This window comes from Jeotgalibacillus sp. S-D1 (assembly GCF_004358665.1).
Taxonomy (GTDB): Bacteria; Bacillota; Bacilli; order Bacillales; family Jeotgalibacillaceae; genus Jeotgalibacillus.
Map to the genome: position 1 here is coordinate 1,189,379 of NZ_SMZR01000001.1, position 24,537 is coordinate 1,213,915.

Below are 24,537 nucleotides of genomic sequence, written 5' to 3' on the forward strand. Positions count from 1 at the left end.
CCCCCCTCACTCTCCAAACGGATCCCGATAATCATATACCCCTTGGCCGGATTTTCTCCCAAGCCTTCCTGCTTTAACATACTTTTCAAGCAATGGGGCAGGACGATATTTTTCACCCAGCTTGGAGTGCAGATACTTCAAATTATTGAGGCGGGTATCAAGCCCCACCAGATCACCAAGTTCAAATGGACCCATTGGATAGTTCAAACCAAGCTTGATGGCTTTATCGATTTCTTCAGGAGAACCGAGACCTTCCTGCAGCATGTAGAACGCCTCATTTCCCACTAAAGCCGAAATCCGGCTTGTAACAAATCCAGGGAATTCGTTGACAACAACCGTTTCTTTGCCAAAAATTTTCGACAGCTCCATTGTCTGCTGAACTGTTTCATCACTTGTTTGCAGACCGCGGACAATTTCAATTAGCGGCATTTTATGTACTGGATTAAAAAAATGCATGGCAATCACTTTCTCCGGTCGTTTTGTAAATGAGCCTATTTCTGTGGGGCTCATCGTAGATGTATTGGTAGCAAAAAAAGCATGCCCCGGAGCATGTTTATCCATTTTTTCAAACACCGTCCGCTTAATTTCCAGTTTTTCAGGCACCGCTTCAATAATAAAATCTGCCTTTTCGAATGATTTTTCCATATTTATGGACAGGTGGAGCCTTTCGAGTGCCTGGTTCTTTTGGGCTTGTGTGATCTTATCACGGGTAATGCCTTTTTCAAGGAGTGTTTCGATTTCATTTCCCGCCCGATTTAACTGCTCCTCATTAATATCCACCAAACTGACGGAGCATCCATTTACGGCTGCAATATAAGCGATTTCTCTTCCCATCACACCAGATCCAACCACAGCTATGTTTTTCATATTCTTCCCTCCAATGCACATTCAACTTTAAATTAAGAAAAGATCTGCTCCCGGTTAAAATGATTTGCATGGCGCAAACCTTTCTAATAAAGGAGTCAGATCCTGCCCTTCTGCTTGTATTAAACTCCCAAAGGATTTAGAGGTTTGTCACCATAATAGGAAACAATACTTTTAGTTTCACAGTACAGATCCAGTGTTTCCACGCATAATTCTCTTCCAAATCCTGACTGCTTGTATCCTCCAAACGGTGTCCCCGGAAAAGCTGAAAAAGGACAATTAATCATGACAATTCCCGCTTTTATTTGTTTGGAGACCCTCGTGGCCCTTGCATGATTCTGTGTCCAGACAGCTGAACCAAGACCATAAATACTGTCGTTTGCAAGCTCTACTGCCTCTTTTTCGTCCTTAAATTTCATTACCACTGCTACAGGGCCGAATATCTCCTCCCTTACTGCTTCCATATCATGTGATACATTTGAGATGATTGTCGGTTCATACCAGAAACCTTCTTCAAAGCCCTTGACACTTGCAATGGCTCCGCCGGTTTCGATTGTCGCTCCATCCTTGCGTGCTGATTGGACAAACCCATCGATCACGTCCAGCTGATTTTGGTTAATGATTGCTCCGATATGCGTCTCTTTTTGAAAAGGATCACCTAAAGTCAGTTTTTTTGCTTTTGTTATAAACTTCTCCATAAACTGGTCATAGATTTCTTCCTGCACATATAAACGGGACCGCGCCTCGCATGATTGGCCAGAGTTGTAAAAAATACCAAATAACGAACCATCTACTGCGGCATCAATATCCGCATCATTAAAAATAAGACTCGGGGACTTACCTCCTAATTCGAGCGTCACTCGCTTCAACGTGTTTGATGCTTTCTCCATTATGCCTTTGCCTACTGGTGTGGAACCCGTAAATGCAACCTTGTCTACATTTTTATGTTCAACTAAATAATTTCCTACCGTTGAACCGGACCCTGGCACGATATTTACAACCCCTGCCGGAACGCCCGCTTCTAGACATATTTCCCCAAGTACAATGGCAGTCAACGGAGTTAAAGTGGCAGGTTTAACCACAATGGAACAACCTGTTGCAATAGCAGGCGCCACCTTCCACGCAGCCATCATAAGCGGGTAGTTCCAGGGTATGATTTGGGCACAGACACCAACCGGCTCCTGCTCAGTATGATTTTGAAAAGCTCCGGGTAATGAATTCACACTGCCTCTGTGGCTGACAATGGCTCCTGCGTAAAATTCGAAATCCTCAATGGCCTGCATGACCTGGCCCTGCGCAGCTGAAAGAGACTTTCCTGTATCCAGAATTTCAAGTTCCACCAGTTCATTAAAGCGGGAACGCATGATGCCTGCAATCTTATTTAAAATTCGGGAGCGCTTGTTAACAGGAAAGTGCCGCCACTTGCCCTTGTCAAAGGCATTTCGGGCAGCTTCAACCGCTTTTTCTGCGTCCTCAACCGATGCCTTAGCCACTCTGGCTATTTCTTCACCAGTGGCAGGGTTGATCACTGCAAATGTTTCTCCGCTTTGACTGTCCATTCGCTGGCCGTTAATAATTAATTGATAGGTGCCGCGTTTCATATCCAATTGCTCGAGTTTTTCTTCTTTGATCATTGACATATCTTCTTCCCCCTTGGTTAATTTCCTTTAAATTCAGGTAATCTTTTTTCTCGAAATGCTTTTACTCCTTCTTGGTGATCGGAGGTCAGCCCTGCTATTCGCTGACTGAAACTCTCGCAGTCCAGAAATTCTTCCAGCGGATACTCCCAGCTTTTTTGCAGCTGCTGTTTAATGATCCCCACCGCTTTTGTGGGCATCAAGGCAAGCCTGTCAGCAAATTGATTGACCTCATCATGCCAATTCTCCCCGGCAACAACCCTGGTCGCCAATCCCAAATCCAGCGCTTGTGATGCATTAATTTTTTCTCCAAACAGGGCTAATTCGAGTGCTTTTGCATGTCCGATAAGTTTTGGAAGATAGTATAAATTCCCTGAATCAGGTATTAGTCCAACATGAATAAAAGCCTGGACGAGCTTGGCTTTTTCATGCATTAAGCGAAAATCACAGGCAAGCGCCAGACTGAATCCTGACCCTGCTGCAATCCCATTAACAGCTGCAATAACAGGCATCTTCATTTTTGAAAGCTGGATCATGACAGGAGCATAGCGTTTACGGATAACTTCCCCATGATCCATATCCTCTGTGACACCGTCCAGATCCTCACCTGCAGAAAAAGCTCTGCCATTGCCCGTAATGATAAGACAGCGTACATCCGGATTTTTATTTGCATCTTTTAATGCCAGTAACATCTCGGTGTGCATTTGTTCATTAAAGGAGTTTAGCTTATCGCTCCGATTGAATGTTAACCGCGCTATACCTTCACTAACTTCATATTGAACAGCCTTTTCCAATGCTTACATCCCCTCCTAAATTCCTTTAAATACAGGCTTGCGCTTTTCTTTAAATGCACACATTCCCTCTTTTTGATCTTCAGAAGAAAATAAAAGATAAAAGTTTTTTCTTTCTGCATGCATTCCCTCACTAAGAGGAAGGTCCACGGCTTTATGTACAGCTTCTTTAATTAATCGAAGAGACAGAGGCGGCATTTCTGAAATTGTTTTTGCCAGTTTCATGGTTTCTTCGCTCAACAGTTCTGCCGGCAAGAGTGAATTGACAATTCCATAGTCCAAGGCCTGTTTCGCTGAGAAACGCTGGCCGGTTAAAAGCCACTTCATCGCATTTGTTTTTCCAATCAGTTTCGTTAACCGCTGAGTGCCTCCTGCTCCTGGCATGATACCCAACCCAACTTCCGGGAAACCAAATTCTGCATCATCAGCTGCTAGCAGCATGTCACAGCATAAGGCAAGTTCAAAACCGCCGCCCAAAGCGAACCCCTGAACCGCTCCGATAATCGGTTTTTTCACCCATGTAATCCTGTCCCAATCCTCAAATTGATTGAGCAGTTCAAGCTCGATTGTATTCTTTTCCAACATTTCATCAATGTCTGCTCCAGCTGCAAAGGCTCTGCCTGTTCCCTGCAGAACAATGACTTTGACATGTTCATTGCGATCAAACTGTTCCATTGCCTGAACAATTTGGCCAACCATTGCCGTATTGATGGCATTTAATACTTTCGGTCTGTTTAAGGTAATCATGCCGATTCCATTCTCAACCGCTGTGATGATGAAAGAAGCTTGCTTATTCATTCACTTCCTCACCAATCATCAATGTCACCAGATTCCCCGCAAACGACATTAAATCTTTACCGGAAGCCTTGGCTTCATCTGTCTTCATTGCCTTTTTAAGTGCTTCATGGCTTTCATAAAACATTTCACACATTAAATAATACTTGCCCTCTCCGCCCATGGGACTGCCAACTACCTTTGTTACGACCATTTTTTGCAAACCGGGTATTTTAGCCGTGATCGGACCGTGGGTGCCAAAATAATGATCATCAAATGCTTCCTTATTTTCCGGGTGTTTATATAATGCAATCAGCTTTACCATATTGAACATCTCCTTTTAAGTTGCTTACATAAGTGTTGAAACGGGTTTCATGGCTTCAAACGGGTTTTTGCAGGCCTTGCAATATAAAATACTTCTGCATGCAGTTGGACCAAAAAGATTATCCATTGTCGTATAAATAGACTCACAATAGGGGCATGCGACATGCCATTCACCCGTTTCGTCTATTTTTTCCGGAGGAGGTGCAATCCCGAATTCTTTTAATCTCTCACGACCTTCTTCGGTAACGCGATCAGATGTCCACGGCGGATCGTATATAAAGAATACTGCAGCCTGTTCCAGCCAGGATAAAGATGAAACCGCTTTCAAAATATTCGATTTTATAATATCCAGCGCAGGGCATCCCATAAAGGTAGGCAGCACATAAATACTTACCTGATTGTGACATCCTTTTATAAGCTCAATCATTCCAAGCTCAATTACGCTGATTGAATCGATTTCAGGATCCTTAACCGTCATAAGCGCTTCTTCTATCTGATTTTCCTGATCCCTGGTGAATTCAGTCCGCCACTCCATATCAATACTCCCCCCTTTTTACCATACCGCCTTGGGATTAATTTTATAAACCTCGTTAATTGTATCTAAAGCCTGTACAAGTTCTTCGGTATGTTCACCATAACGGCCCTTGCCGTTAATTTGCTGAAACCTGCCTGAGTAAGGTATCGACAAACCTTGAAAGACAGGATCCATTCTTTTGTGAAACGCTTGGGTCAATACAGTTTCACTTTCAATGAATCCGGATTGGACAATGTCCTCTGCCAAAGGTCCGAGGGAAAGTACGTCTCCAAAGTCCGCTTCTGCTTTTTTGATTGCATTAATCATTTTTTCTTTTGCTTCTCCACCAGCTTGAATTAACTGTTTAAACCACACAGTCCAATGCAAAAGATGATAATACAATTCCATGCTTACTTTTACCGCTGCATCTGCAAGAGGTTTATAGGAAGACTGCTTTAGCGAGTCAATTTTTACTTTTTTTGCCTGAGAATAATAGTAGTTACGAACTACCGTAAATGCCCAGTCATAGTTTGGTTCCTTTAAATAATGCCCCGGTCCGTTAGCGAGTTCCAGCATGACTGCATTTTTTCGAAGGGTGGACTTTCTGGCGTGTGAAAGTTCATCTACATCCCCTTCCCCCAGATCCTCCAGCAGCTTGTAAAACATAGCCGCATGCCCCATGGTATCCTGATTAATGGAAGAATAAGCGACATCCTCTTCAATATGCGGAGCAAGACCCAGCCATTCAGAGCCTCTGAAAGCCAGTATAAAATCGTCGTCTGCAAGTTGATATAATAAGTTAATTAATGCCTGCTTCGACTTGTCTGATAACTGTTCGGTCATTTATTAATTTTCCCTCCCCACGAGAGAATTTCTTTTTCATCCAGCATATCCTGCTCGTATTGACGCCACTTCTTTTTTAGATAGCCATATCCTTTTGTATTACGGTAATCCTTATTATCCAGCCTCGGGAGCGACTGCCTTTCATCCGGTGTCATTTTCCTCATTTGCGAACGTTTTACCACCCATATATCGACAACCGGTTCACGGCGCATAAAGTTTTCCTGCGCAAAAACTAACGCGAGCTCTTCATTCGGTGCAAGCAAACTAAATTGATACTGCATTGCAGCAGTGTCAGTCCTTTTACTAAAAACTTCATATTCCTGATAAAATTCCTTGCTTGTTGAGCTCAACATTGGTCCCCCTCTTCTATCCAGCATCGATTGCCGGACTTAATGCTTTACGAACCCACTCGTTATTTTCATAAGATAATTTCCTAAGACGCAGTCGCTCCTGGGATTTGGGTCCTTTATTCTGGACAATCTTTTTAAATTCAGCCCAATCCGGCTGCTGATAGATCCATTGTTCTGCCTCTTTGCTGTAATGCATCGTTGAATCAGGGATTGTAAGTCCCAGTGAAAGAATTCGGGGAACATATTTTGTGAAAAAATCCTGGCGTAATTCTTCATTTGATTTTGTTCTTATGCCGTATTTTGCTGTTATATCCTGTTTTGAGGTGCCCAGTGCTTTGGCATCGCCTGGTCCAAAAAACATAAGAAGCGGCTCCCACCACCGGTTAACAGCATCCTGCACCATTGCTTTTTGTTCCTCGGTTCCCTCTGCAAGCGCCATAATGATGGCTTCACCATGTTGCGCATGAAAAACTTCTTCAGCACAAATTCTCTTCAGCGCCCGGGCATAAGGTCCGTATGAAGCACCCAGCATATTGGTTTGAGTAATAATTGCAGCGCCATCGACCAGCCAGCCAATTAATCCTGCATCTCCCCAGGTAGGCGCTTCCATGTGAAATACATTATGAAACTTTAAATCTCCTGTAAATAAATCATTCATGATGTCTTCCCGCGTGCGTCCCAGCGGCTTCATCAAGTCCTCAGTTACACGCAGCAGAAGCTGGCCATGTCCCATTTCATCCTGAACTTTTGCCATAATTCCGAGCTTTCTTTTAAGTGAAGGCGCTTTTGGCACCCATTCTTTTTCAGGCAACGCGCCCATGATTTCACTGATTCCATGCATGGAAATAAGTTTGATTAGTACTTTTCGGTACTCCTCCGGCATCCAGTCATCCGCTTCAATCTTTTCTCCTGCTTTAATGCGATTCATAAACAGCTCATACTTTTCCTGCTCAGTTGAACCAGATTGGTTCATCATGACACCACCACCTTATATAACGTTAATTTAACGTAATTATATATTAATGTCATACTTTATTCAACAGAATGTTCTGAAAGTTTTTCTCAGGTATAGCTGTTTAGTTTCCTTTGGTCAATGATCCGAACAGCTTTACCCTCCGAACGGGGAATTGTATTAGGCGCACAGACTTTGACACGAATTGAAATCATCAAAGCGCTTTTTAAGCGCTGTTCAATCTTCCTGGCTACGGTTTGGGCAATAGCATGATTAACAGAAAAAGAAGCCTCTTTGTAAACCGTTTCATTTAATTCAACATGAAGTGTTACAACATCTAGGGATCCTGAAGTATTAATGAAGACCTGATAATGCGGTACCACTTCACTTGTGGAAAGAAGCTGAAATTCAATTTGAGAAGGATAGACATTAACGCCCCTGACAATTAACATATCATCAATTCTGCCTTTGATTCTCGACATGCGGGCAGTGGTCCTGCCGCATATGCAAGCATCTCTTGATATTGACGCGATATCACCGGTGCGGTATCGGATGAGAGGCATCGCTTCTTTGGTCAGACTGGTAAAAACCAGCTCCCCCTCCTCACCGTCCTCTAATCTTTCAAGTGTTACAGGGTCCACAACTTCAGCTATAAAATGATCTTCAGCAATATGAAGTCCATTTCTGCCTTCAGCACATTCCATTGCAACACCGGGTCCCATAACCTCGCTTAACCCGTATATATCGCACGCCTGAATGCCAAGTTTCTGTTCAAGAATCAACCTCATCTTTTCAGTCCATGGTTCCGCTCCCATTATGCCGTACTTTAAAGAATTATTGTCCGGGGCAATTCCTAATGATTCCATTTTTTCAGCGATATTAAGCGTATACGAGGGAGTACCGCATATAATTGCAGGTTTGAAGTCCTGGATTAGTTGAATTTGCCGATTGGTATTTCCACCTGACACAGGGACAGTGGTCATACCCAGCATTTCACTGCCATAATGGAGTCCCAAACCTCCTGTAAATAATCCATACCCGTATGCATTATGCAGGACTTCCCCTTTTTTCCCTCCGCCCATGGCAATTGCCCTGGCAACTGCCTGACTCCACTGTTCAATATCATGTTTGGTATATCCAACGACAGTCGGTTTGCCGCTTGTTCCTGAGGAAGCATGGATACGGACCAATTTTTCTTTTCCTACAGCAAACATTCCGAAAGGATAATTCTTTCGCAGGTCTTCTTTCGTTGTAAAAGGATATTCTGTTAAATCGTTTAACCGGTTAAACTTTAAAACATCAATTCCGTAGTCGTCCAATAAATTTTTATAAAATGGTACGTTTTCATACACCTTTTCAAGCGTCTTCTTCATTCTCTCTAATTGAAGCTCTTCCATTTGTTTTCCGGCAAATGTTTCCTCTCGATGAATGATCAATTTACCACCCCTTATAATATGACGATAATTATTCGCTTATTATAAAAACGTAATACTATGATTTGAAGTTACCGCTTTTCCAAGATGAAGTCAATTCATATCTGGAAAATTAATCAAAATAAACCCTCCCTTATATGTAAAAGGAGGATTTATTTTTACTATATGAGAAGGTTTCAGCTCTTTTTGAATATGTATGTAGAAGTTAACAGATAAATCAGGAGAGAGGGTAAGGGCGATGCATAGAAGAAATCCTTTCAAACTCCCTATTATCATGATCACTATCGTTGGAATAATCGCGTTTGTAATCTTTCTTTATCCCACCGATTCAGAGCGGGCATTTGATGTGGTTGAACAATTCTACACATTGGAAAAGCAGGGGGAAGCCTCAGCTTCATGGGATTTGTTTCATGCTGAAATGAAAAACCGCTTTTCAAAGGACCAGTACATCATGATGAGATCCGGCCTTTTTGTTGAGCAGCTCCAATCTGATTCATTTACCTTTAAGCTTAGTGAGCCAAAAAAGATTAAAAATTGGCAAATGACCAGTAATTCAACTCCTCTTACAGTCTTTAAAATCATCGTTACACTTAATTTAAAAAGCCAATTTGGCAATATGGACTTGATTCAATACGTGTATGTGACGCAAGAAGATAAAGAATGGAGAATATTATGGGATTATAACTCCTAATCCAATCTCATTTTCCCCCTTATATCTTTTGTAAATGGAGGTGGGGCAGCACTGATTGTTCTTTAAGCTTCGCTTCGAACATGACGTCTGCTTCGCGTTCTCCAATCAGGGAAAGCAATGCAAGCAGATCGTCTTCTAAGATAAGATTATGATGACTGCGGTCCTGGGAGTGGTTTTTACCGCTGCTGATATGACATTTAGGTTTTTTACTCCCCCAGCTGCTCCATACTTCTGGCAGCATTTCTTCAAGTCGGTCTTCCCCATGATTGCAGTTATGGTGATGAATATCGAAGCAGATTGGTGCACCAGTCAGCTTGTGAACATGGATTACATCTTTTAAAGTAAAGGATTTGTCATCATTTTCAATTCTCAATAATGATTTAACGTCATCCGAAAGCAACGTATAGTTTTCAGCGAATCGTTTAATTGCAAGTTCTTTATCCCCGTACACGCCTCCAATATGAAGAATCATATCCTGACCATTAACAGCTGTGAGCATTTTAGCATGATAGTCCAAATCGTTCATTGTATTTTTGATAACGCTTGGATTAGGCGAGTTCAGCACATTATATTGTCCCGGATGCGCACTTAAGCGTAAATCGTATGTTTCTTGCAGCAGCTTAATTTCTTCTGTTATCGCAAGAACATCCGGATCATTCCACCACTCCCAGTCATTTACTGAATGGGTAGCAAACGGAACCAGATCACTGCTTAACCTGTAAAATAAAATGTCGTGCTGAATATTCCACCTGACAGCGTCCAATGTCTGAGTAAAATTACTTAACGTAAGCTCCTTAACATATTCCAGGCCTTTTTCCTCAACCGTTTTAAGACGGCATGTTCTGAATTTTGTTGGAACGGTTAAGTTGATGCATGCATATCCAAACTTCATTCTTCCACCTCGCTGAACCTTTTATTTTATAACTGACGATTGTTATGTCAGGCGCTATCACGTTACAATAAACGAAAGAATACATATTTTCAAACTAAAATGTGTTCATAAGGAGGGCAAGATGACAAATTCGAAAAATGATTATCAAAACTCCACTACAAACAATGAAAAAGGAATCCATACAGACTTCACTCAAAACATGACCTATGGTGAATATTTGAGTTTAGATCAATTGCTTGGCGCGCAAAATTGTTTGTCAGACCATCACGATGAAACGCTGTTTATTATTATCCATCAGGTAAGTGAGTTATGGATGAAGCTGATACTTCACGAAACCCGCTCAGCCATTAAAGCCATCCAAGACAACCAGCTTGCTACTTCCTTCAAGAGACTGGCCAGGGTATCAAAAATTCAGTCTCAAATTATTCAAGCCTGGGATGTGCTGTCCACCCTGACGCCAGCTGAATATATGGAATTTCGCGATTCACTCGGACAAGCCTCCGGGTTCCAGTCCTATCAATACCGGATGATCGAGTTTGCCCTTGGCTATAAAACAAGTCATGTATTGAAAATATACAAAAAAGACCCTCCCCTGCATAAACTGTTAACCGAGGCGTTTCATGCCCCTAGTTTGTACGATGTATCAATCCAAGCTCTTGCTGGCGCCGGGCTGCCCATAAATAAAGAAATTTTGAACCGGGACCTATCCAAACCCTATCAGCAAGATGAATCAGTAAAACAAGCCTGGTTAACCGTCTATAAGAACGTTGACCAATATTGGGATTTGTATCAATTAGGAGAAAAACTTGTAGATATAGAAGATTGGCTTCAGCAATGGCGTTTCAGACATATGAAAACAGTTGAGCGGATCATTGGCTTTAAGGTTGGAACGGGCGGCTCTTCAGGAGTAAATTATTTAAAAAAAGTACTGGACCAGCGATTCTTCCCGGAACTGTGGGATTTACGAACAGAAATTTAATTAGATGGAAATACTTTTCCACATTGATGAACGGGTGAAGATGGAATAATTGGAGGCAGGCACTTGATTAACTTTTTTTACTTATCGATAGAAATCACAGGAACATTTTTACCCATATAAGCATAAAATGTCCTTATACTTTTTTAGGGAGGCGCTTCATGCGAAATAGAATGTTTTGGGGAAGCTTTTTCCTGGTCTTTTTCGCATTCAGCATCATTGCAGTTAAATTTAACCTGACTGAAATGTATCGCGGTTATCACTCTGCAGCGTTCTTTCCAGCCGAATGGAACGCAGAACTCCCTTTACACAAAGAACAGCTGGATTCAATCAGAAATGACTTTGAACAGGCAGCTATTATTTTTTTATGTATCTCTCTGATCCTGATTAGTCAACGGCTGCCCATCTGGTATTTTTATCGATTATTTATTTTTTTAGCTCCAGCTCATTATCAGAGCACTTTTGTGCGGTCCTTTCTTCAAATGATGCAAATGAATCATCATGAAGGGGGAGAATCGTTATGTTTTGGGTGAAACTTCTTATCATTGGTGTATTTTCCTTTACAGCCCTATCGATATTTACTTTCCACGGAATTGTCCTTTGCTATGCAGTAATGAATATGATTAAAAGAAAATAAAACACCAGCTCCATGTTGAAACAGTGCATAAATAAATAAAAAAAATCAGTTCTCCAAAAGGGGAACTGATTTTTTAAGTAATAAGCCGCATTTGCCGTATGGATTAAGAAAGTTTTAAACCACCACTTCTCAAAGTGGGTGTTCGCAAAAGCATTCATGTATGTCTTCCTTGTCATATAGACGGAAGCTTGCCAATTCAGCTTTTATTTAAAACTCCCTATTACAGCTTAAAGGTTAAAACTTACTTAGTTAGTACGAGCAACGCAGCCTGTTTTAGAATCATACAATAACTTGTTGAGCAAATCAACAAAAAGGGTTATGCATATGATTATTTGTAAAACACTTTCTCTACATTATATTTTGCATGGTATTCATTTATGATGTATGTTTCATAAATTTCCCGTTCGGTTGGGTCCTCTACAATGCTTACATCAATGCGATAAACTTCATCGCGATGATTTTTCATTGGCGAAACATTATCTTCAAAATGCTTTTTTACACGCTGTCTGATCTTACGTGCTTTTCCCACAAACAACAACTCATCGTTCACATTATAAAATGTGAAAATTCCGCCTTTATCACGGGGGATCTGATGGAAGTCAATAAATCCATGTATAGACTTTATCTCAGGTTCACCTTGAGAAAAAGATTGCTTTCGTTCGGTAATGCTAACATCAATTGCCGGCATTTCGATTTTAATCAAAATATTCACGTCCTTATATAAAATAAGCATTAAGCGTAACATATTTTTTCACTGAATGCTATTGGACTTTTTAAAAAACACAAAGAGGAAGCACACTCAGCAGCTCCCTCTTTGCGCAATTAAGGCCTGAGCTCTTCTTGCATTTCCCTCAGCTGTTTTTGTTCGGCATAAGTGGAATTTGCAAAAGCGGAGGACAAATTATTTTTTGCTTTCTGCTTATCATCGGCCCTCTTCGTTTGTTTTGCTTTTTCCACAAATGACCGTGCCAATTGAAATAGTTTATTTTTCATTTAAAACCCTCCCAGTGTAGGATCATTTACTGAGACTGAGTCTTTTGCTGATTCACGTGAAATCGCCTCAGAATAAGTACTGTGGTATGGAATCCGCTGATCGTGCTGAGCTACAGCATTTTTTCCCTGTTGAACAAATCGTTTAGACTTATTTCCTTTTCCCACATTAATGACCCCCAGTTTGTAGAGTTTCTTTATACAACCACTGCTTGATGTGCGCTGTACCTGCTTAGTATGAGCTTTAAATAAACAATTTAGATGTGCAATAAATGGTTGAAATTTATTGGAAAAAAATACTAAGAATGATTATCTTTAAACTGTACATCATAACTAAGGCAAGGAACGAAAAAACTCCAGATGGGGTGAGGGCTTTGGACGATCATCGAACCTTCCCAACAGGGATTCTTATTGTCAAATCATTTTCATGTAAATGAGGTGTTTGTCAAAGAACAGGTACATGACGTATAAACCATTCGATCTTTTGCACAAAACGGTGTGAACAATGGACATACCGCTTTGTGGCTGCCGGGTTAATTCCCGGCAGCCATTTTTTATTTACCTAGTGCCTCTTCAACCGGATAAAGGCTTAAATCAATTTCTGTATTTATATCTAATGCAAGCTTTGCCAATTCAGCCCCTAAGTATGGACCAACGGTTAATCCTGATGCGCCAAGACCATTGGCTAAAAGCATTCCTTCGGTTCCTGGAATCTTTCCGATTACAGGCAAAAACCCGGGTGTAAATGGACGAAATCCTACTCGTGTTTCCACGATCTCTGCTGCTGCAAGACCCGGAGCAACTTTTAACGCTTTATCCAGTATTTCGTGGATTCCGCCTGCTGTTATCCGTTCATTAAAACCGATATTATTCTCATGTGTAGCACCCACCACAATTTTATTCGGATTAAACGACAAAATATATTGATCATTAGGCGGCATGACAACCGGCCAGGTATCTGTCTTCAGATCATCAATTTTCAAATGGATGATTTGCGCTTTTTGGGAAGTAATCAAAAAGTTAATTCCCAGAGGAATCAATAATTCAGATGCCCATGCTCCAGCTGTTAGAATTACTTTATCGGCAAACAATTCTTCATCATGTACACGAACACCTGTAATTTGATTGTTTTCAGTCAATAAACTGGCATTGCCAAATCTTAGTTCAGCTCCATGTTTTTTAGCGGCTGAAATCAACGCACTGCATAATGCGCTGCCATCCACCCGCGCACCGCCGGAAATGTGAAGTGCACTATACTCATTTGACAAAACAGGAAATAAGTTTTGCGTTTCTTCTTGTGTTAACCGAGTAATTTCACCTATTTCCGGTGCATCTGATCTTCTTTGGACTGCACGCTTCTCCATCTTTTCTAATTTCTCATCATCATTATGAATACTGATGGCTCCAACCCTTTTATAGCCGGTTTCAATTTCCCCGTCCTCTTCAAGCATCGAAATTAGTTCCTTATAGTATGCAGCTCCGCTCTTCGCCAGCTGATACCATGCCTTATTTCTTCGCTGCGAGAGCCAGGGACATATGATGCCTGCAGCAGCATTTGTAGCCTGACCAGGCTCCTGCCTGTCAATCAGTGTTACCTTTATTCCTTTTTTCGCTAAATGGTACGTGGTGGACGCACCCAAAATGCCTCCGCCCACTACAATAATTGATTTCATACTGTACACCTATTTTCTATCATTTCTATTTATACTATACGTCTATTGTACAAGACTTAAACTACTCTCTCAATTTATGAAAAAAGGAAATATCTCGCTATAACGCTAGCTTATGTACGCAGAGTCTGTTACGATGGAAGAGATACATGAAGGAGGGATCCGTTATGACTATTGATACTCATAACTATGTCTACGGAATTGAAGCTGCTGCCTCCATCCTAGGATTAACAGAAGAATTAGTTGAACACGAGCTTAATGATCATGTAATTTCATCGAATAAAATACAGTCTGTCCACGTATTTGATCGGTCACAGCTATTTGCTCGACGTTATCATACCATTAACGAGCAAATAAAGAGTTTAAGCATAATTTATAAATCGATCCCTTTATTTGATGACAAACTGACTGTCGCCAATGGAACTCAACGGCAGGATGTTGCTGGTATATTGGCAGAACTTGAACGTTCTGTGCTTTCACGAGGTTTAAGAGGAAACCAGGAAGTGCGGATTTCCTATGGAGGTCATATTATGAACATTCCATGTGATATCCGATTTTATCAAGACGATATGAAAGTCATTTTCTTTAAATAAACATTACTTTAACAGCCTTTCACTGTCAGCAGTGGAGGGCTGTTTTATTTTTGTTGAGGGTTTGTAAAAGATATATTAATTTCAATAAATCTGCTATTTTCCTCTGTCCTGCTACATACAGTAGTAGAAACGATCCTTGAAAGGGTGATTCAATGGACCTTCCAGTAACGATCAGCACCAGAGCCGTTATAAAACAATCTCCAAACATACGCGTTTATTATCCCGTCGTTTCGGATTTGCCAAATAAAGCTGCCGAAATGAATATCAATGTCGCAATTGTTGAAACATTAAACAGAATGTTGCTGGATTTAGGTTACCATGATCAAAACCTGGTTGAAATGCAGGGATACTTTGAGATAAAAACAAATGAAAGAAGAATTCTGAGTTTGACGCTCCTGGTATATTCCTTTACAGGAGGTGCCCATGGGTTAACAATGGTTAAATCATTAACCTTTAATGTTGATACAGGGAAAAACTATCAGCTATACGAATTGTTTAAACCTGACAGCTTATATGTTGAAAGATTATCTTCGATTATTAGTGAAAAAATCACACTGTGGGATATTCAATTATTAGATGAATTTACTAAGATTCGTTATGATCAGGATTATTATCTTGCTGATCACAGCATTGTTATTTATTTTCAGCTGTATGAAATTACACCATATGTTGCAGGGTTTCCTTACTTTCCAATTCCAATACTGGATGTATCCGATATTATTTTAGACAAAGGACCATTAGGGATCTTGCTGCCATTCACTTAAGTGCATGAACGAAAAAACCTCAACCCGGAATTAATTTAAGGAATTGAGGTTTTTTCACAAGGAAAAACAGTTATTAAGGCTTCAACACTACCTTTACACATTCATCTTCATGATCATTGAAAATTTTATACGCTTCACTTGCCTGATCCAGACTCATTTTATGAGAGACAATTTCAGTCGGATCAAATTCTCCTGATTGAATCATATCAAATAATTTCGGCATGTAATGAATAACAGGGGCTTGTCCCATTTTCAACTCAATATTGCGTTCGAAAATGTTTCCAAGAGGGAACATATTATACATTGAACCATAGACGCCAGTAAGCTGTATCGTTCCGAATTTTCTAACGGCGTTAATCGCAATATCAACAGCGCTTAATGTTCCTCCCTGCAGCTTCAATTTTTGGCCAATTTCCTCCATCACAGATTTTTTTCCATCCATGCCTACACAATCAATAACAGCGTCCACACCGCCTTCTGTTATTTCTTTTATATGAAGACCCATATCGTTAAACTCATCAAAATTAAAAATCTCAACCTTGTTCATCTTTTTGGCCCGATCTAAACGGTAAGGAAGATTGTCTACGGCAATAACCCTTTTTGCCCCTTTCATCCAGGCAAACTTTTGGGCCATCAAGCCGATAGGTCCACACCCGAGTATTGCTACTGTATCTCCTTTTTTTACACCTGCGCTTTCGATACTCCAGTAAGCTGTAGGCAGCACATCAGACATAAACAGCAAGGCTTCATCCTCCAGTTCTACCGATTTCGGAATAACAAACGGCATGAAGTTTCCAAACGGCACCCTGAGGTATTCAGCCTGGCCTCCTGGATGATTCCCATATCGCTCAGTAAAACCGAAATAGCCTCCGGTGTCGATTTCAGGATTTGGATTTGATTCATCGCACTGACTTTCTAAGTCATTTTGACAATAGTAGCATTGTCCGCATGAAATATTAAATGGAATGACAACCCTGTCTCCTTTTTTAACCTTGGTTACATCAGGTCCCACTTCTTCAACAATGCCCATTGGTTCATGGCCCACTACATAGTCCTTATGCGTAGGCAAAGCTCCCTGGTAAATATGCAGATCTGAACCGCAAATAGCTGTAGACGTAATTTTAACAATAATATCATCATTTTTTTGCAGCTTTGCATCAGGCACTTCTTTTACCTGCATGTCTTTTAACCCTTGAAATGTTACACCCTTCATAAGATGACCTCCTATTTTATTTTCTATAGATACCATTCCCTCAATTATTCAGACTAATCTGATATAAAAGCACTATTATGGTAAAAATAACCTGCATTTAAGAGGAAAGAAATAAAAAACGCACTTGCCGCTTACAGCAAGTGCGTTGACATTCCTTATCCACTTGTTAGATCGCCAAGCCCGTTAAACAGTACATTAGAGCCATCGGGTCCTTCATTCACATTGTGAATGAGGGCTTCCCCTACAAAATGATGGCCATTTCCTGTGCTCACATCAATAATAAAGGGCTTATCATTATATAAACCCTTCTCAATCATCCGGTCATCCGTTGTGCATAATAGTTCTATTTCCCATGTATGCAAATTCTTGTCCTTTTGATGATAAAGGAAGCCTCTTTTAAAGTTGAAGTTCACTCCATCCGCTTTAAGTGCCTTGATTTCATATTCAACCATCCAATCAACTCCTTTAATTCCATACGGTACAATTCAGGATATGATCAAGCAGGGAAACATATACTACGATAAGAACTAAATTTTTTACACTAAAAATAGTTAAAAAATTATATTCTCCGGCGATTTAAAATAGATCTGAGCATCTTTTCATGTCTTTTTTCTTCTCTGGTTTTTCCTTCCCACTTCGTTATTTTTATGGGTATAGGATAATTACCTCCTTTTATTCCTTCATAGCTTCCCTCTTCACTCATTACCTTGCCCCCTTACTCACAGTGGATGTTATGTATTCTATGCTGAAATTTTTCTTTATACACAAAAACATCCTATTAAGCCCTCAGGCATTAATAGGATTGATTGTAAAAGCAATGATTATAATTTTTTTAACGCTTTTTTCCGCAGTACCTCTAGCTGTTTCGATTGGGCTGTGACAGATGAATCATCTATATGTGTAATTGGCATATTATACTCGCGCATCATATCCTCAAGCGGCGTTACTTGCTTCTGTGTCGTACTGGCACGGTGCAATCGTTTGGGTTTTCTCTTGATTTTTTGTGTGCTTCCAACTCCTATTGGTGTCCTTATCAGATTCATGAGAACCCTCCTTTACCAGCCTGTTTATTATATTATACCCGATTTGCTGTATTTATCACAACTAAACAGTCCATTTATGCATTGATGCCCAGATAAATATAAGCTAAATCAGTAATCAACAGCGGATCAAGCTCTAACAATGTGCCGGTATCTTCTATTAAAAAAATGACGTAGGAATCCTTCCCTCTGATAAAGATCGGACAAAGATGAGCAATGTTTTCCTCCTCTTTATTTAATGCAAGAACAGTGCCATTCCATACCTGCTGGATTGCACGTTCACTTGTTGAGCGGCTGTCGGTGCTATCTTCCTTTGGTATATCTGCCATTTCCTCCAGGCTAAGTGAATGAACGCGCTCAATTCTGTTAATGAGCGCCCGAAATTCTTCTGTAATTGCCTCATCATTTTCACTCCGGGTCCCCATTCGATATAACACCATTTTTAAACCAAATTCATTTGGATAATAACTTAGAAATGTTTGAAACGCTTCTCTTTCACTAAGACCTTGCTCTGCAATTTTCCTTTTAACAAAGTGAGCGGTTTGAACCAGCTGAGAAAAATAATTTAGTTTGGCTTTGCGATTGCGTTCATTTGTGGCATTTTGCTGAATATATTTTTTGGCATCATCATGGGAACCAAATTCTGTATTCCATATCTTTGTAATGGTAGGCGTTGAAAGCACGGCTATGTCAGTAAAGATCACAGCTATGGCTGCCATTAACAAGTATCTCCAATCATCAATACGGATTTGATTTAGCATACCCAGCAGACAAATTAAAACGGTAAATAAAAAATAAAGTGTTTTTCTGTACAAAGGAAGATTTTCTCTATATCGGTTGTCTACTTTAAAAAAGTTTATCACGCTTATAATATAAACTCCTATGAGAAAAACTAAAAAGGTTCCGATAGCTATTTGAACCCATAAAAAGTGAAATTCTTTGACCAATTACTTCACATCCCAGTCTGTCATTGTAATTTCTCTTATTTAACTATATTCGATAAAAGGAAGAAAACTCCTTTTTAAATCATGTTTTCTCTAAATAAAACATAAAAAAACACACCTCAGACAAAGTGTGTTTTTTAATCGATGATCTGGGAGGGATTCGAACCCCCGACCCCATCCCTGTCAAGGATGTATTCTCCCGCTGAACTACCAGATCTTTGTTTTAATTGTTATTTCATTAACTTACTGCATAGAATCGTTAACGACATTTATAATTTTATTCGATAAAAAATCGTTCGTCAATCCTTTTTTACATAAAATTAACTTGTTCCTTTATTTAAAAGAACCTGACGAATTTCTCGTCAGGTTCAGGTAAATTACGCTTGAGCTGTTTGTACTTTATTTGTATCTTTACGTTTCCATACAAGTTGAAGAATAAGTAAGGCAATAAATAGCACCGCTCCCAATATATCTGTCAGCCCTTCAGGATAGATGAGCATTAATCCCGCTGCTGCTGCGAGAAGTCGTTCGATTGGATGAACTCTGCGGTACCAGTACCCGATGACGGCTGCCCCGATGGCAGTCATGCCTGCCAGGGCAGTAATAACGGATATTCCAATCTCCAAAGCATTGGTATCAATCAAAAGAAGCTGCGGAGAAAGCACGAACATATATGGAATGATAAATGCGCCAATAGCAAGCTTAGCTGCATTGACACCGGTTTTTATCGGTTCCCCGCCTGATACCCCTGCGGCCGCAAACGCTGCTAAAGCTACTGGAGGAGTGATATCAGCTACAATACCAAAATAAAATACGAATAGATGGGCAGCTAAAGGAGGTACATCCAGCAATATCAAGGCCGGTGCAGCTATGGTAGCTGTGATTACATAATTGGCTGTTGTTGGTGAACCCATTCCTAAAATAATGGCTGCAACCATCGTGAAGAACAACGTAAGCAGCAGTATCCCGCCGGATAAATCAACAAGACCATTTGCGAGCTTCAGCCCCAGACCTGTTCTGGTTACAACTCCAACAATCAGACCTGCACAGGCTGTTGCCACAGCTACCGATAAGGCAGTTCTTGCTCCATCCGCAAGACCATCAACAAATTTCTTCAGGTTAATTCTTGTGTCTTTTCGAATCAAACTGACAAGAATTGTTACAACAATCGAATAAAGTGCTGCACGAATAATTGAATTGCCATCAAGCAATAAAAATACGACAGCAAAAATGGGTGTCAGTAAATAGATTTTTTTTAGTACAACTGATTTTTTCGGAATATCTTTATCCGGAAGCCCGGTCAGGCCAATTCTTTTTGCTTCAAAATGCGTTATAATCCAAATGCCGGAGAAATATAAAAGTGCAGGTATAGTAGCTGCCTTTGCAATTTCCCAGTAGGTGACACCACCGATGAATTCGACCATTAAAAATGCAGCTGCTCCCATGATTGGAGGCATCAATTGTCCGCCGGTAGATGCTGCCGCCTCAACCCCGCCGGCAAACTCTTTCCGGTAGCCCAGTCTTTTCATCATCGGTATCGTAAATGAACCTGAAGTGACAACATTAGCAACCGAGCTTCCGCTGATCGTCCCCTGCAGGGCACTGGAGAAAATGGCAACCTTTGCAGGTCCGCCAACCCTTTTCCCCGCAAAGGCAACAGCAAGGTCGTTGAAATATTGTCCTATTCCCGTTTTCACGAGAAATGCACCAAATAATAAAAACAAAAAGATAAATGTGGCTGAGACATATAAAGGTGTTCCAAATATGCCCTCAGATGAGATGAACATGGTATTTACCAGCGCTTCAATATCCAATCCTCTGTGTCGGAGGAATCCGGGCATCTGCGGTCCAAAGTAGGCATAGGCCAAAAATAAACTGGCAATAACCGTGATTGGTAAACCGACTGCTCTTCTTGTTGCTTCAAGCACTAATAAAATAGCAATAAGTCCAGTCCAAAAATCCAATGGTGAAATACTTCCAATGGTATTGACAATCCGTTCTTCATTTAGCGGATAATATGCTCCCACCCATATTGAGATGGCAGCCAGTATGCCGTCATACCAGGGCAATCTGGTTTGATGCACAGATTTTTTTCGTGCAGGAAATAATAAGAATACCAGTGTAAGGGCGAACCCTAAGTGAATGGACAATAGGGTTTGTCTGGGAATTGACTGCGTGATCGCCGCATAAATTTGAAAAACTGAAAATGCGACCAGTCCAATAAATACAACCCAATTTAAAAACCCTTTATACTCCCGTGTTCTGGCTTCAGGATCGTATTTTGCCAGCAATTCCTTCTGCTGTTCCTCTGTAAAAGCTTCTTTATTTTGAACAGTATGTTCATTAGTCTTTTGATCTTTTTCCATTCATTTTCACTCCTCTCATCAGTTGCAGCAATGTTAAATTTTTTACTTCAAACTTAACTAAAGAACCAGGCTGTATATAGTCATCAAGCTTATACACCTGATTTGACAAAATTATTTTGTGACTCACTACCACCTGGCTTGTTCCTAAATTTATGGATGGAAATATCCTATTCATATTCTCAATAAAGTATTTTCCATCTTTTTCTACAAACTTTTCCCCTTTGAATAATGCGTTTGATGGCATGCCAATAGCCATGTCTTCGTATTGGAGAGCGGTTTGCTGAATTCGGTTATCAGGTAAAACTTTGTATGTATCCACCACAGCAGACCGGTGGATGGAATGGATATATTCAAGCTGAAAAACTTGCTCCTTCTCAACCGAGAGGTACGATAACAAATTATTTGATCTGAGATCTGAGAATACCAAAGCTTTTTTTACCGGTAAAAAAATAATTATCACAGAAATTATTATAAGTGCAGATAGGGTCATAAGCCATATTATTTTTTTATTGCTTTCGTACATTTTGGGTCATCTCCATAGTAACAAGCAAACAGGCCCAAAAATGGACCTGTTCGCCAGTATTCGTCCCTTGCCCTTATTCTGCTTCTACGCCTTTTTCGTCATAGTATTTCTGTGCACCTGGATGCACTTCAATTCCTATGCCTTGCAGCGCTGTATCGGCTGAAATAAATTCACCTTTTGGATGGGAGATCGAATCGGTATTGTCATAAATTGATTTGGTAATCTCATAGACTAAATCCTCTGAAAGTTCAGATGACACTGCAAGCATTGCTTGAACAGCAACAGTTGGCACAGCGGATTCAAGACCATAGATGCCAGACGGCACTTCGTCTGTTGAATAGAAAGAATACTCATCCATCAGCGCCTGCGCCTTATCTTCTTCAATCGGTACAATGACAACATCAACTTGTGCAGCTAAGCCTTCAACTGCCCCTGTTGGCGTACCTCCCGTGATAAATGCTGCATCAATAGAACCATCCTGAATCCCCGTTGCAGAATCGTCAAAGGATAGGTTTTGAACGTCCATGTCATCAAATGAAATATCATGTGCGCCAAGGATCTGTTCAGCATTTAATCTGGTTCCTGAACCTGACTCCCCTACTGAAACTGTTTTACCCTTAAGGTCTTCAACAGATTCAATTCCAGAGTCTGCAGTTGTAACAATTTGGATTGTTTCCGGATAAAGTGTTCCAAGTCCCTGAATGGTTTCAATGGGAGCTTCAAACATTTGTGTACCCTCTACTGCATAAGAGGCAATATCAGTCTGTACAAAGGCAATTTCCACTTCATTGTTATCAATCATCGCCATATTTTCTGCAGATGCGTTTGATGTCACCGCATCAGTTGTTATACCTGTAGCATCTTCAATAAGATTTGAAAAAGTACCACCAAGCGGATAATATGTACCGCCAGTCCCTCCGGTAGCAAGGCCAATGAAATCAGGATTACTTTCGCCTTCTCCGCCGCCGTTATCGCTGCTGTCGTCCCCTCCGCAAGCAGCCAGGATCATCGTCAAGGCTAACATCATAATGAAGCCCAGAAATAACTTCTTCTTTTGCATTGAATTTCCCCCTTTTATAAAATTACATTACTACGTATACTATTTTATCACGCTATATTACATTTTTGTCAAATGCAATTGAATAACAGGCACAACAAAAGCCTTATAAACACTGATTTATAAGGCTTTGAATGTGTTTTATTATATGTTACAAGAAAATAACAACATTACATAGGATATTTTGTCACAATTTGACCACAGTGCTTTGTGTATAAAAATTGCATGGTATTTTCTTCATTTATTCATCTTCAATTATTCGTCTTTCTTCTTTAGGGAGGTTTTCTTCGATGTCACGCTTGCGATGAGCGAGCCTTGAAGATGCATTTGCTGCTATGCTCGCGATCATATCATCCAAAAATGTATGCACGCCTCCTCCTACTTTGGTATCGAGCTTGGCGATAATGCCAATTTTATTTTTATCCAAATGTCCAAATGTTGTAACTGCTATGCTCCCATATCCCAAAGAAGCACCAAGAGCAATGGTTTCATCGACTCCAAACAGCCCTTCATCCGCTTCTATAATTGATTGCAAGGGCTCTGACAGCTTTTTTTGTTCCGCCAGGCGGTCCAGTTCAACACCGACTAAAAGCGCATGCTGGATCTCTCTTTTCAGCAGAACTTTTTCGACACTGTCAACGCATTCTTCTATCGTTAATTTATCATTATAAGGTCCCTGCATCTGCATAACGATCTCTGCAACATCCATTATCGTTACTCCACGATCCGATAAGCATGCATGGGCAGCCTTGGTTACTTCATGTGAATGCACTCTTTCAATTTTCAATTGAACAGCCCCCTAATTTAGCCAAGAAATCAATGCTTCCAAGGCAAGATGTCTAAGATCTTATGATACAATCTATCTGTAAACGCTTCAAATTATTTTTGATGAAAGTGAAATGGAGGAACAAATCATGTCTAACACCGGCACAATTAATGAGCACAAATTATACAGCGATGCTCTTCAGGAAGAAATGACACTGCTCATTTATCTGCCTCATAATTATACCCCTCTTTATAAGTATACGGTTTTAATTGCTCAGGATGGCAAAGATTATTTTCAACTGGGGCGCCTCCCCCGATTAACCGACAAATTATTAACTGAGCAGGAAATTGAGAACATTATTATCGTAGGGGTTCCATATAAAGATGTTAAAGACCGGTCCCGAAAATATCATCCGGATGGTGAACAGCACGAAGCCTATATTCGTTTTCTGGCACGTGAACTTGTTCCATATATCGATTCAGCATTTCCCACCTATCAAATGGGGCTTGGCCGGGCATTGATTGGGGATTCTCTGGCTGGTACTGTATCCTTTAAAGCCGCCCTTAAATATCCCCATACATTCGGCCGGGTCATTATGCAGTCACCTTTAGTAAATGACGGGGTTTTGGATGCAGTCAAATCCTTTCAGGACGTACATTTATTGAATGTATACCATATTATTGGCAAAGGTGAAACAGCGGTGAAAACAACAAGAGGCTCAGAAGAAGATTTCCTGTCTCCAAATCGACAGCTTCATCAGTTGATGATTCGACAGAATTTTTCTGTCTTTTATGAAGAATTTGACGGCGGACATACATGGAAGTATTGGCAGCCGGATTTGGAACGCGTTATGAAAATGATGTTTAGCAAAACGCCTTATTAATTTTTTTCTTTTCTTATCACCCATTTGATATAATGAAGAAGAATTTATAT

General features: G+C 40.5%; 30 protein-coding genes, 1 tRNA gene and 1 other RNA gene. 6 read left to right on the forward strand and 26 right to left on the reverse strand.

Annotated features, from left to right (window positions below):
- Nucleotides 1-6: 6 nt before the first annotated feature.
- The 10 genes from E2R51_RS06000 to E2R51_RS06045 form a co-directional block, all read right to left on the reverse strand.
- Nucleotides 7-867 carry a 3-hydroxyacyl-CoA dehydrogenase gene (locus E2R51_RS06000; RefSeq protein ID WP_133376098.1) on the reverse strand — a complete coding sequence of 287 codons (861 nt, stop codon included), beginning with the start codon at nt 865-867 and terminating at the stop codon, nt 7-9.
- Between the two features lie 119 nt (nt 868-986).
- Complete coding sequence (locus tag E2R51_RS06005; protein ID WP_133376099.1) at nt 987-2,504, reverse strand: aldehyde dehydrogenase family protein; 1,518 nt, start codon at nt 2,502-2,504, stop codon at nt 987-989.
- A gap of 17 nt (nt 2,505-2,521) precedes the next feature.
- The gene (locus E2R51_RS06010; protein ID WP_133376100.1) at nt 2,522-3,295 is read right to left on the reverse strand and encodes an enoyl-CoA hydratase-related protein; all 774 of its coding nucleotides are present in this window, start codon (nt 3,293-3,295) and stop codon (nt 2,522-2,524) included.
- Nucleotides 3,296-3,310: 15 nt separating this feature from the next.
- Nucleotides 3,311-4,090 (reverse strand): enoyl-CoA hydratase/isomerase family protein, encoded by a 780-nt coding sequence (locus E2R51_RS06015; protein ID WP_133376101.1) that lies wholly within the window; start codon nt 4,088-4,090, stop codon nt 3,311-3,313.
- Nucleotides 4,083-4,391, reverse strand: a complete 309-nt coding sequence (locus E2R51_RS06020) for an EthD family reductase (RefSeq protein ID WP_133376102.1) — start codon at nt 4,389-4,391, stop codon at nt 4,083-4,085. The genes E2R51_RS06015 and E2R51_RS06020 overlap by 8 nt, the downstream gene beginning before the upstream one ends.
- A gap of 24 nt (nt 4,392-4,415) precedes the next feature.
- Nucleotides 4,416-4,925: a 1,2-phenylacetyl-CoA epoxidase subunit PaaD gene (gene paaD / locus E2R51_RS06025; protein ID WP_133376103.1), complete on the reverse strand. Its 510-nt coding sequence runs from the start codon at nt 4,923-4,925 to the stop codon at nt 4,416-4,418.
- Nucleotides 4,926-4,943: 18 nt separating this feature from the next.
- On the reverse strand, nt 4,944-5,747 hold the full coding sequence (gene paaC, locus E2R51_RS06030; RefSeq protein ID WP_133376104.1) for a 1,2-phenylacetyl-CoA epoxidase subunit PaaC: 804 nt from the start codon (nt 5,745-5,747) through the stop codon (nt 4,944-4,946).
- Nucleotides 5,744-6,097, reverse strand: a complete 354-nt coding sequence (gene paaB, locus E2R51_RS06035; protein WP_240732968.1) for a 1,2-phenylacetyl-CoA epoxidase subunit PaaB — start codon at nt 6,095-6,097, stop codon at nt 5,744-5,746. The genes paaC and paaB overlap by 4 nt, the downstream gene beginning before the upstream one ends.
- Nucleotides 6,098-6,113: 16 nt before the next feature.
- Nucleotides 6,114-7,073, reverse strand: a complete 960-nt coding sequence (paaA, locus tag E2R51_RS06040) for a 1,2-phenylacetyl-CoA epoxidase subunit PaaA (RefSeq protein ID WP_483299905.1) — start codon at nt 7,071-7,073, stop codon at nt 6,114-6,116.
- 86 nt (nt 7,074-7,159) lie between these two features.
- A complete protein-coding gene (locus E2R51_RS06045; RefSeq protein ID WP_133376106.1) occupies nt 7,160-8,485 on the reverse strand; it encodes a phenylacetate--CoA ligase family protein in 1,326 nt (441 codons plus the stop codon).
- A gap of 235 nt (nt 8,486-8,720) precedes the next feature.
- Between E2R51_RS06045 and E2R51_RS06050 the strand changes: the two genes are divergently transcribed.
- Nucleotides 8,721-9,173 carry a hypothetical protein gene (locus E2R51_RS06050; RefSeq protein ID WP_133376107.1) on the forward strand — a complete coding sequence of 151 codons (453 nt, stop codon included), beginning with the start codon at nt 8,721-8,723 and terminating at the stop codon, nt 9,171-9,173.
- Between the two features lie 19 nt (nt 9,174-9,192).
- Here E2R51_RS06050 and uvsE read toward each other — a convergent pair whose 3' ends face one another.
- Nucleotides 9,193-10,065 (reverse strand): UV DNA damage repair endonuclease UvsE, encoded by an 873-nt coding sequence (gene uvsE / locus E2R51_RS06055; RefSeq protein WP_133376108.1) that lies wholly within the window; start codon nt 10,063-10,065, stop codon nt 9,193-9,195.
- 121 nt (nt 10,066-10,186) lie between these two features.
- Here uvsE and kynA point away from each other — a divergent pair, with 121 nt between their 5' ends.
- Entirely contained in the window at nt 10,187-11,044 is an 858-nt protein-coding gene (kynA, locus tag E2R51_RS06060; RefSeq protein WP_133376109.1) for a tryptophan 2,3-dioxygenase, read from the forward strand.
- A 158-nt stretch (nt 11,045-11,202) separates the two neighbouring features.
- A complete protein-coding gene (locus E2R51_RS06065; protein ID WP_133376110.1) occupies nt 11,203-11,574 on the forward strand; it encodes a hypothetical protein in 372 nt (123 codons plus the stop codon).
- Nucleotides 11,575-11,756: 182 nt separating this feature from the next.
- Here the strand turns inward: E2R51_RS06065 and ssrS are convergent.
- The 5 genes from ssrS to E2R51_RS06085 form a co-directional block, all read right to left on the reverse strand.
- Nucleotides 11,757-11,949, reverse strand: a non-coding RNA gene (gene ssrS, locus E2R51_RS06070) — 6S RNA.
- A gap of 57 nt (nt 11,950-12,006) precedes the next feature.
- On the reverse strand, nt 12,007-12,411 hold the full coding sequence (locus E2R51_RS06075; protein ID WP_483299916.1) for a nucleotide excision repair endonuclease: 405 nt from the start codon (nt 12,409-12,411) through the stop codon (nt 12,007-12,009).
- 89 nt (nt 12,412-12,500) lie between these two features.
- Nucleotides 12,501-12,671: a DUF3813 domain-containing protein gene (locus E2R51_RS06080; RefSeq protein ID WP_133376111.1), complete on the reverse strand. Its 171-nt coding sequence runs from the start codon at nt 12,669-12,671 to the stop codon at nt 12,501-12,503.
- Nucleotides 12,672-12,836 (reverse strand): hypothetical protein, encoded by a 165-nt coding sequence (locus E2R51_RS19745; protein ID WP_165967148.1) that lies wholly within the window; start codon nt 12,834-12,836, stop codon nt 12,672-12,674.
- Nucleotides 12,837-13,222: 386 nt separating this feature from the next.
- Nucleotides 13,223-14,341 (reverse strand): NAD(P)/FAD-dependent oxidoreductase, encoded by a 1,119-nt coding sequence (locus tag E2R51_RS06085; RefSeq protein ID WP_133376112.1) that lies wholly within the window; start codon nt 14,339-14,341, stop codon nt 13,223-13,225.
- A gap of 164 nt (nt 14,342-14,505) precedes the next feature.
- Between E2R51_RS06085 and E2R51_RS06090 the strand changes: the two genes are divergently transcribed.
- Nucleotides 14,506-14,931 (forward strand): hypothetical protein, encoded by a 426-nt coding sequence (locus tag E2R51_RS06090; RefSeq protein ID WP_133376113.1) that lies wholly within the window; start codon nt 14,506-14,508, stop codon nt 14,929-14,931.
- A gap of 152 nt (nt 14,932-15,083) precedes the next feature.
- On the forward strand, nt 15,084-15,695 hold the full coding sequence (locus E2R51_RS06095) for a DUF3298 and DUF4163 domain-containing protein (RefSeq protein ID WP_133376114.1): 612 nt from the start codon (nt 15,084-15,086) through the stop codon (nt 15,693-15,695).
- A 73-nt stretch (nt 15,696-15,768) separates the two neighbouring features.
- On the opposite strand, the gene E2R51_RS06100 is transcribed toward E2R51_RS06095, so the two are convergent.
- The 10 genes from E2R51_RS06100 to E2R51_RS06140 form a co-directional block, all read right to left on the reverse strand.
- On the reverse strand, nt 15,769-16,908 hold the full coding sequence (locus tag E2R51_RS06100; protein WP_133376115.1) for a zinc-dependent alcohol dehydrogenase: 1,140 nt from the start codon (nt 16,906-16,908) through the stop codon (nt 15,769-15,771).
- Between the two features lie 155 nt (nt 16,909-17,063).
- Entirely contained in the window at nt 17,064-17,360 is a 297-nt protein-coding gene (locus tag E2R51_RS06105) for a hypothetical protein (RefSeq protein WP_133376116.1), read from the reverse strand.
- Between the two features lie 107 nt (nt 17,361-17,467).
- On the reverse strand, nt 17,468-17,611 hold the full coding sequence (locus E2R51_RS19750) for a hypothetical protein (RefSeq protein ID WP_165967149.1): 144 nt from the start codon (nt 17,609-17,611) through the stop codon (nt 17,468-17,470).
- 118 nt (nt 17,612-17,729) lie between these two features.
- A complete protein-coding gene (locus E2R51_RS06110; protein WP_133376117.1) occupies nt 17,730-17,951 on the reverse strand; it encodes a hypothetical protein in 222 nt (73 codons plus the stop codon).
- Between the two features lie 74 nt (nt 17,952-18,025).
- Nucleotides 18,026-18,895 carry a type II toxin-antitoxin system SpoIISA family toxin gene (locus tag E2R51_RS06115; protein ID WP_133376118.1) on the reverse strand — a complete coding sequence of 290 codons (870 nt, stop codon included), beginning with the start codon at nt 18,893-18,895 and terminating at the stop codon, nt 18,026-18,028.
- Nucleotides 18,896-19,037: 142 nt separating this feature from the next.
- Nucleotides 19,038-19,109, reverse strand: a tRNA-Val gene (locus tag E2R51_RS06120).
- A gap of 160 nt (nt 19,110-19,269) precedes the next feature.
- On the reverse strand, nt 19,270-21,258 hold the full coding sequence (locus tag E2R51_RS06125) for a TRAP transporter permease (protein WP_133376119.1): 1,989 nt from the start codon (nt 21,256-21,258) through the stop codon (nt 19,270-19,272).
- Nucleotides 21,236-21,781, reverse strand: a complete 546-nt coding sequence (locus E2R51_RS06130) for a DUF1850 domain-containing protein (protein WP_133376120.1) — start codon at nt 21,779-21,781, stop codon at nt 21,236-21,238. The genes E2R51_RS06125 and E2R51_RS06130 overlap by 23 nt, the downstream gene beginning before the upstream one ends.
- 73 nt (nt 21,782-21,854) lie before the next feature.
- Nucleotides 21,855-22,841, reverse strand: a complete 987-nt coding sequence (locus tag E2R51_RS06135) for a TAXI family TRAP transporter solute-binding subunit (RefSeq protein ID WP_133376121.1) — start codon at nt 22,839-22,841, stop codon at nt 21,855-21,857.
- Nucleotides 22,842-23,079: 238 nt separating this feature from the next.
- Nucleotides 23,080-23,619 carry a phosphatidylglycerophosphatase A family protein gene (locus E2R51_RS06140; protein WP_133376353.1) on the reverse strand — a complete coding sequence of 180 codons (540 nt, stop codon included), beginning with the start codon at nt 23,617-23,619 and terminating at the stop codon, nt 23,080-23,082.
- Nucleotides 23,620-23,752: 133 nt separating this feature from the next.
- On the opposite strand from E2R51_RS06140, the gene E2R51_RS06145 reads away from it, so the two are divergent.
- Nucleotides 23,753-24,487 carry an alpha/beta hydrolase gene (locus E2R51_RS06145; RefSeq protein WP_133376122.1) on the forward strand — a complete coding sequence of 245 codons (735 nt, stop codon included), beginning with the start codon at nt 23,753-23,755 and terminating at the stop codon, nt 24,485-24,487.
- The last annotated feature ends 50 nt before the right edge of the window (nt 24,488-24,537 follow it).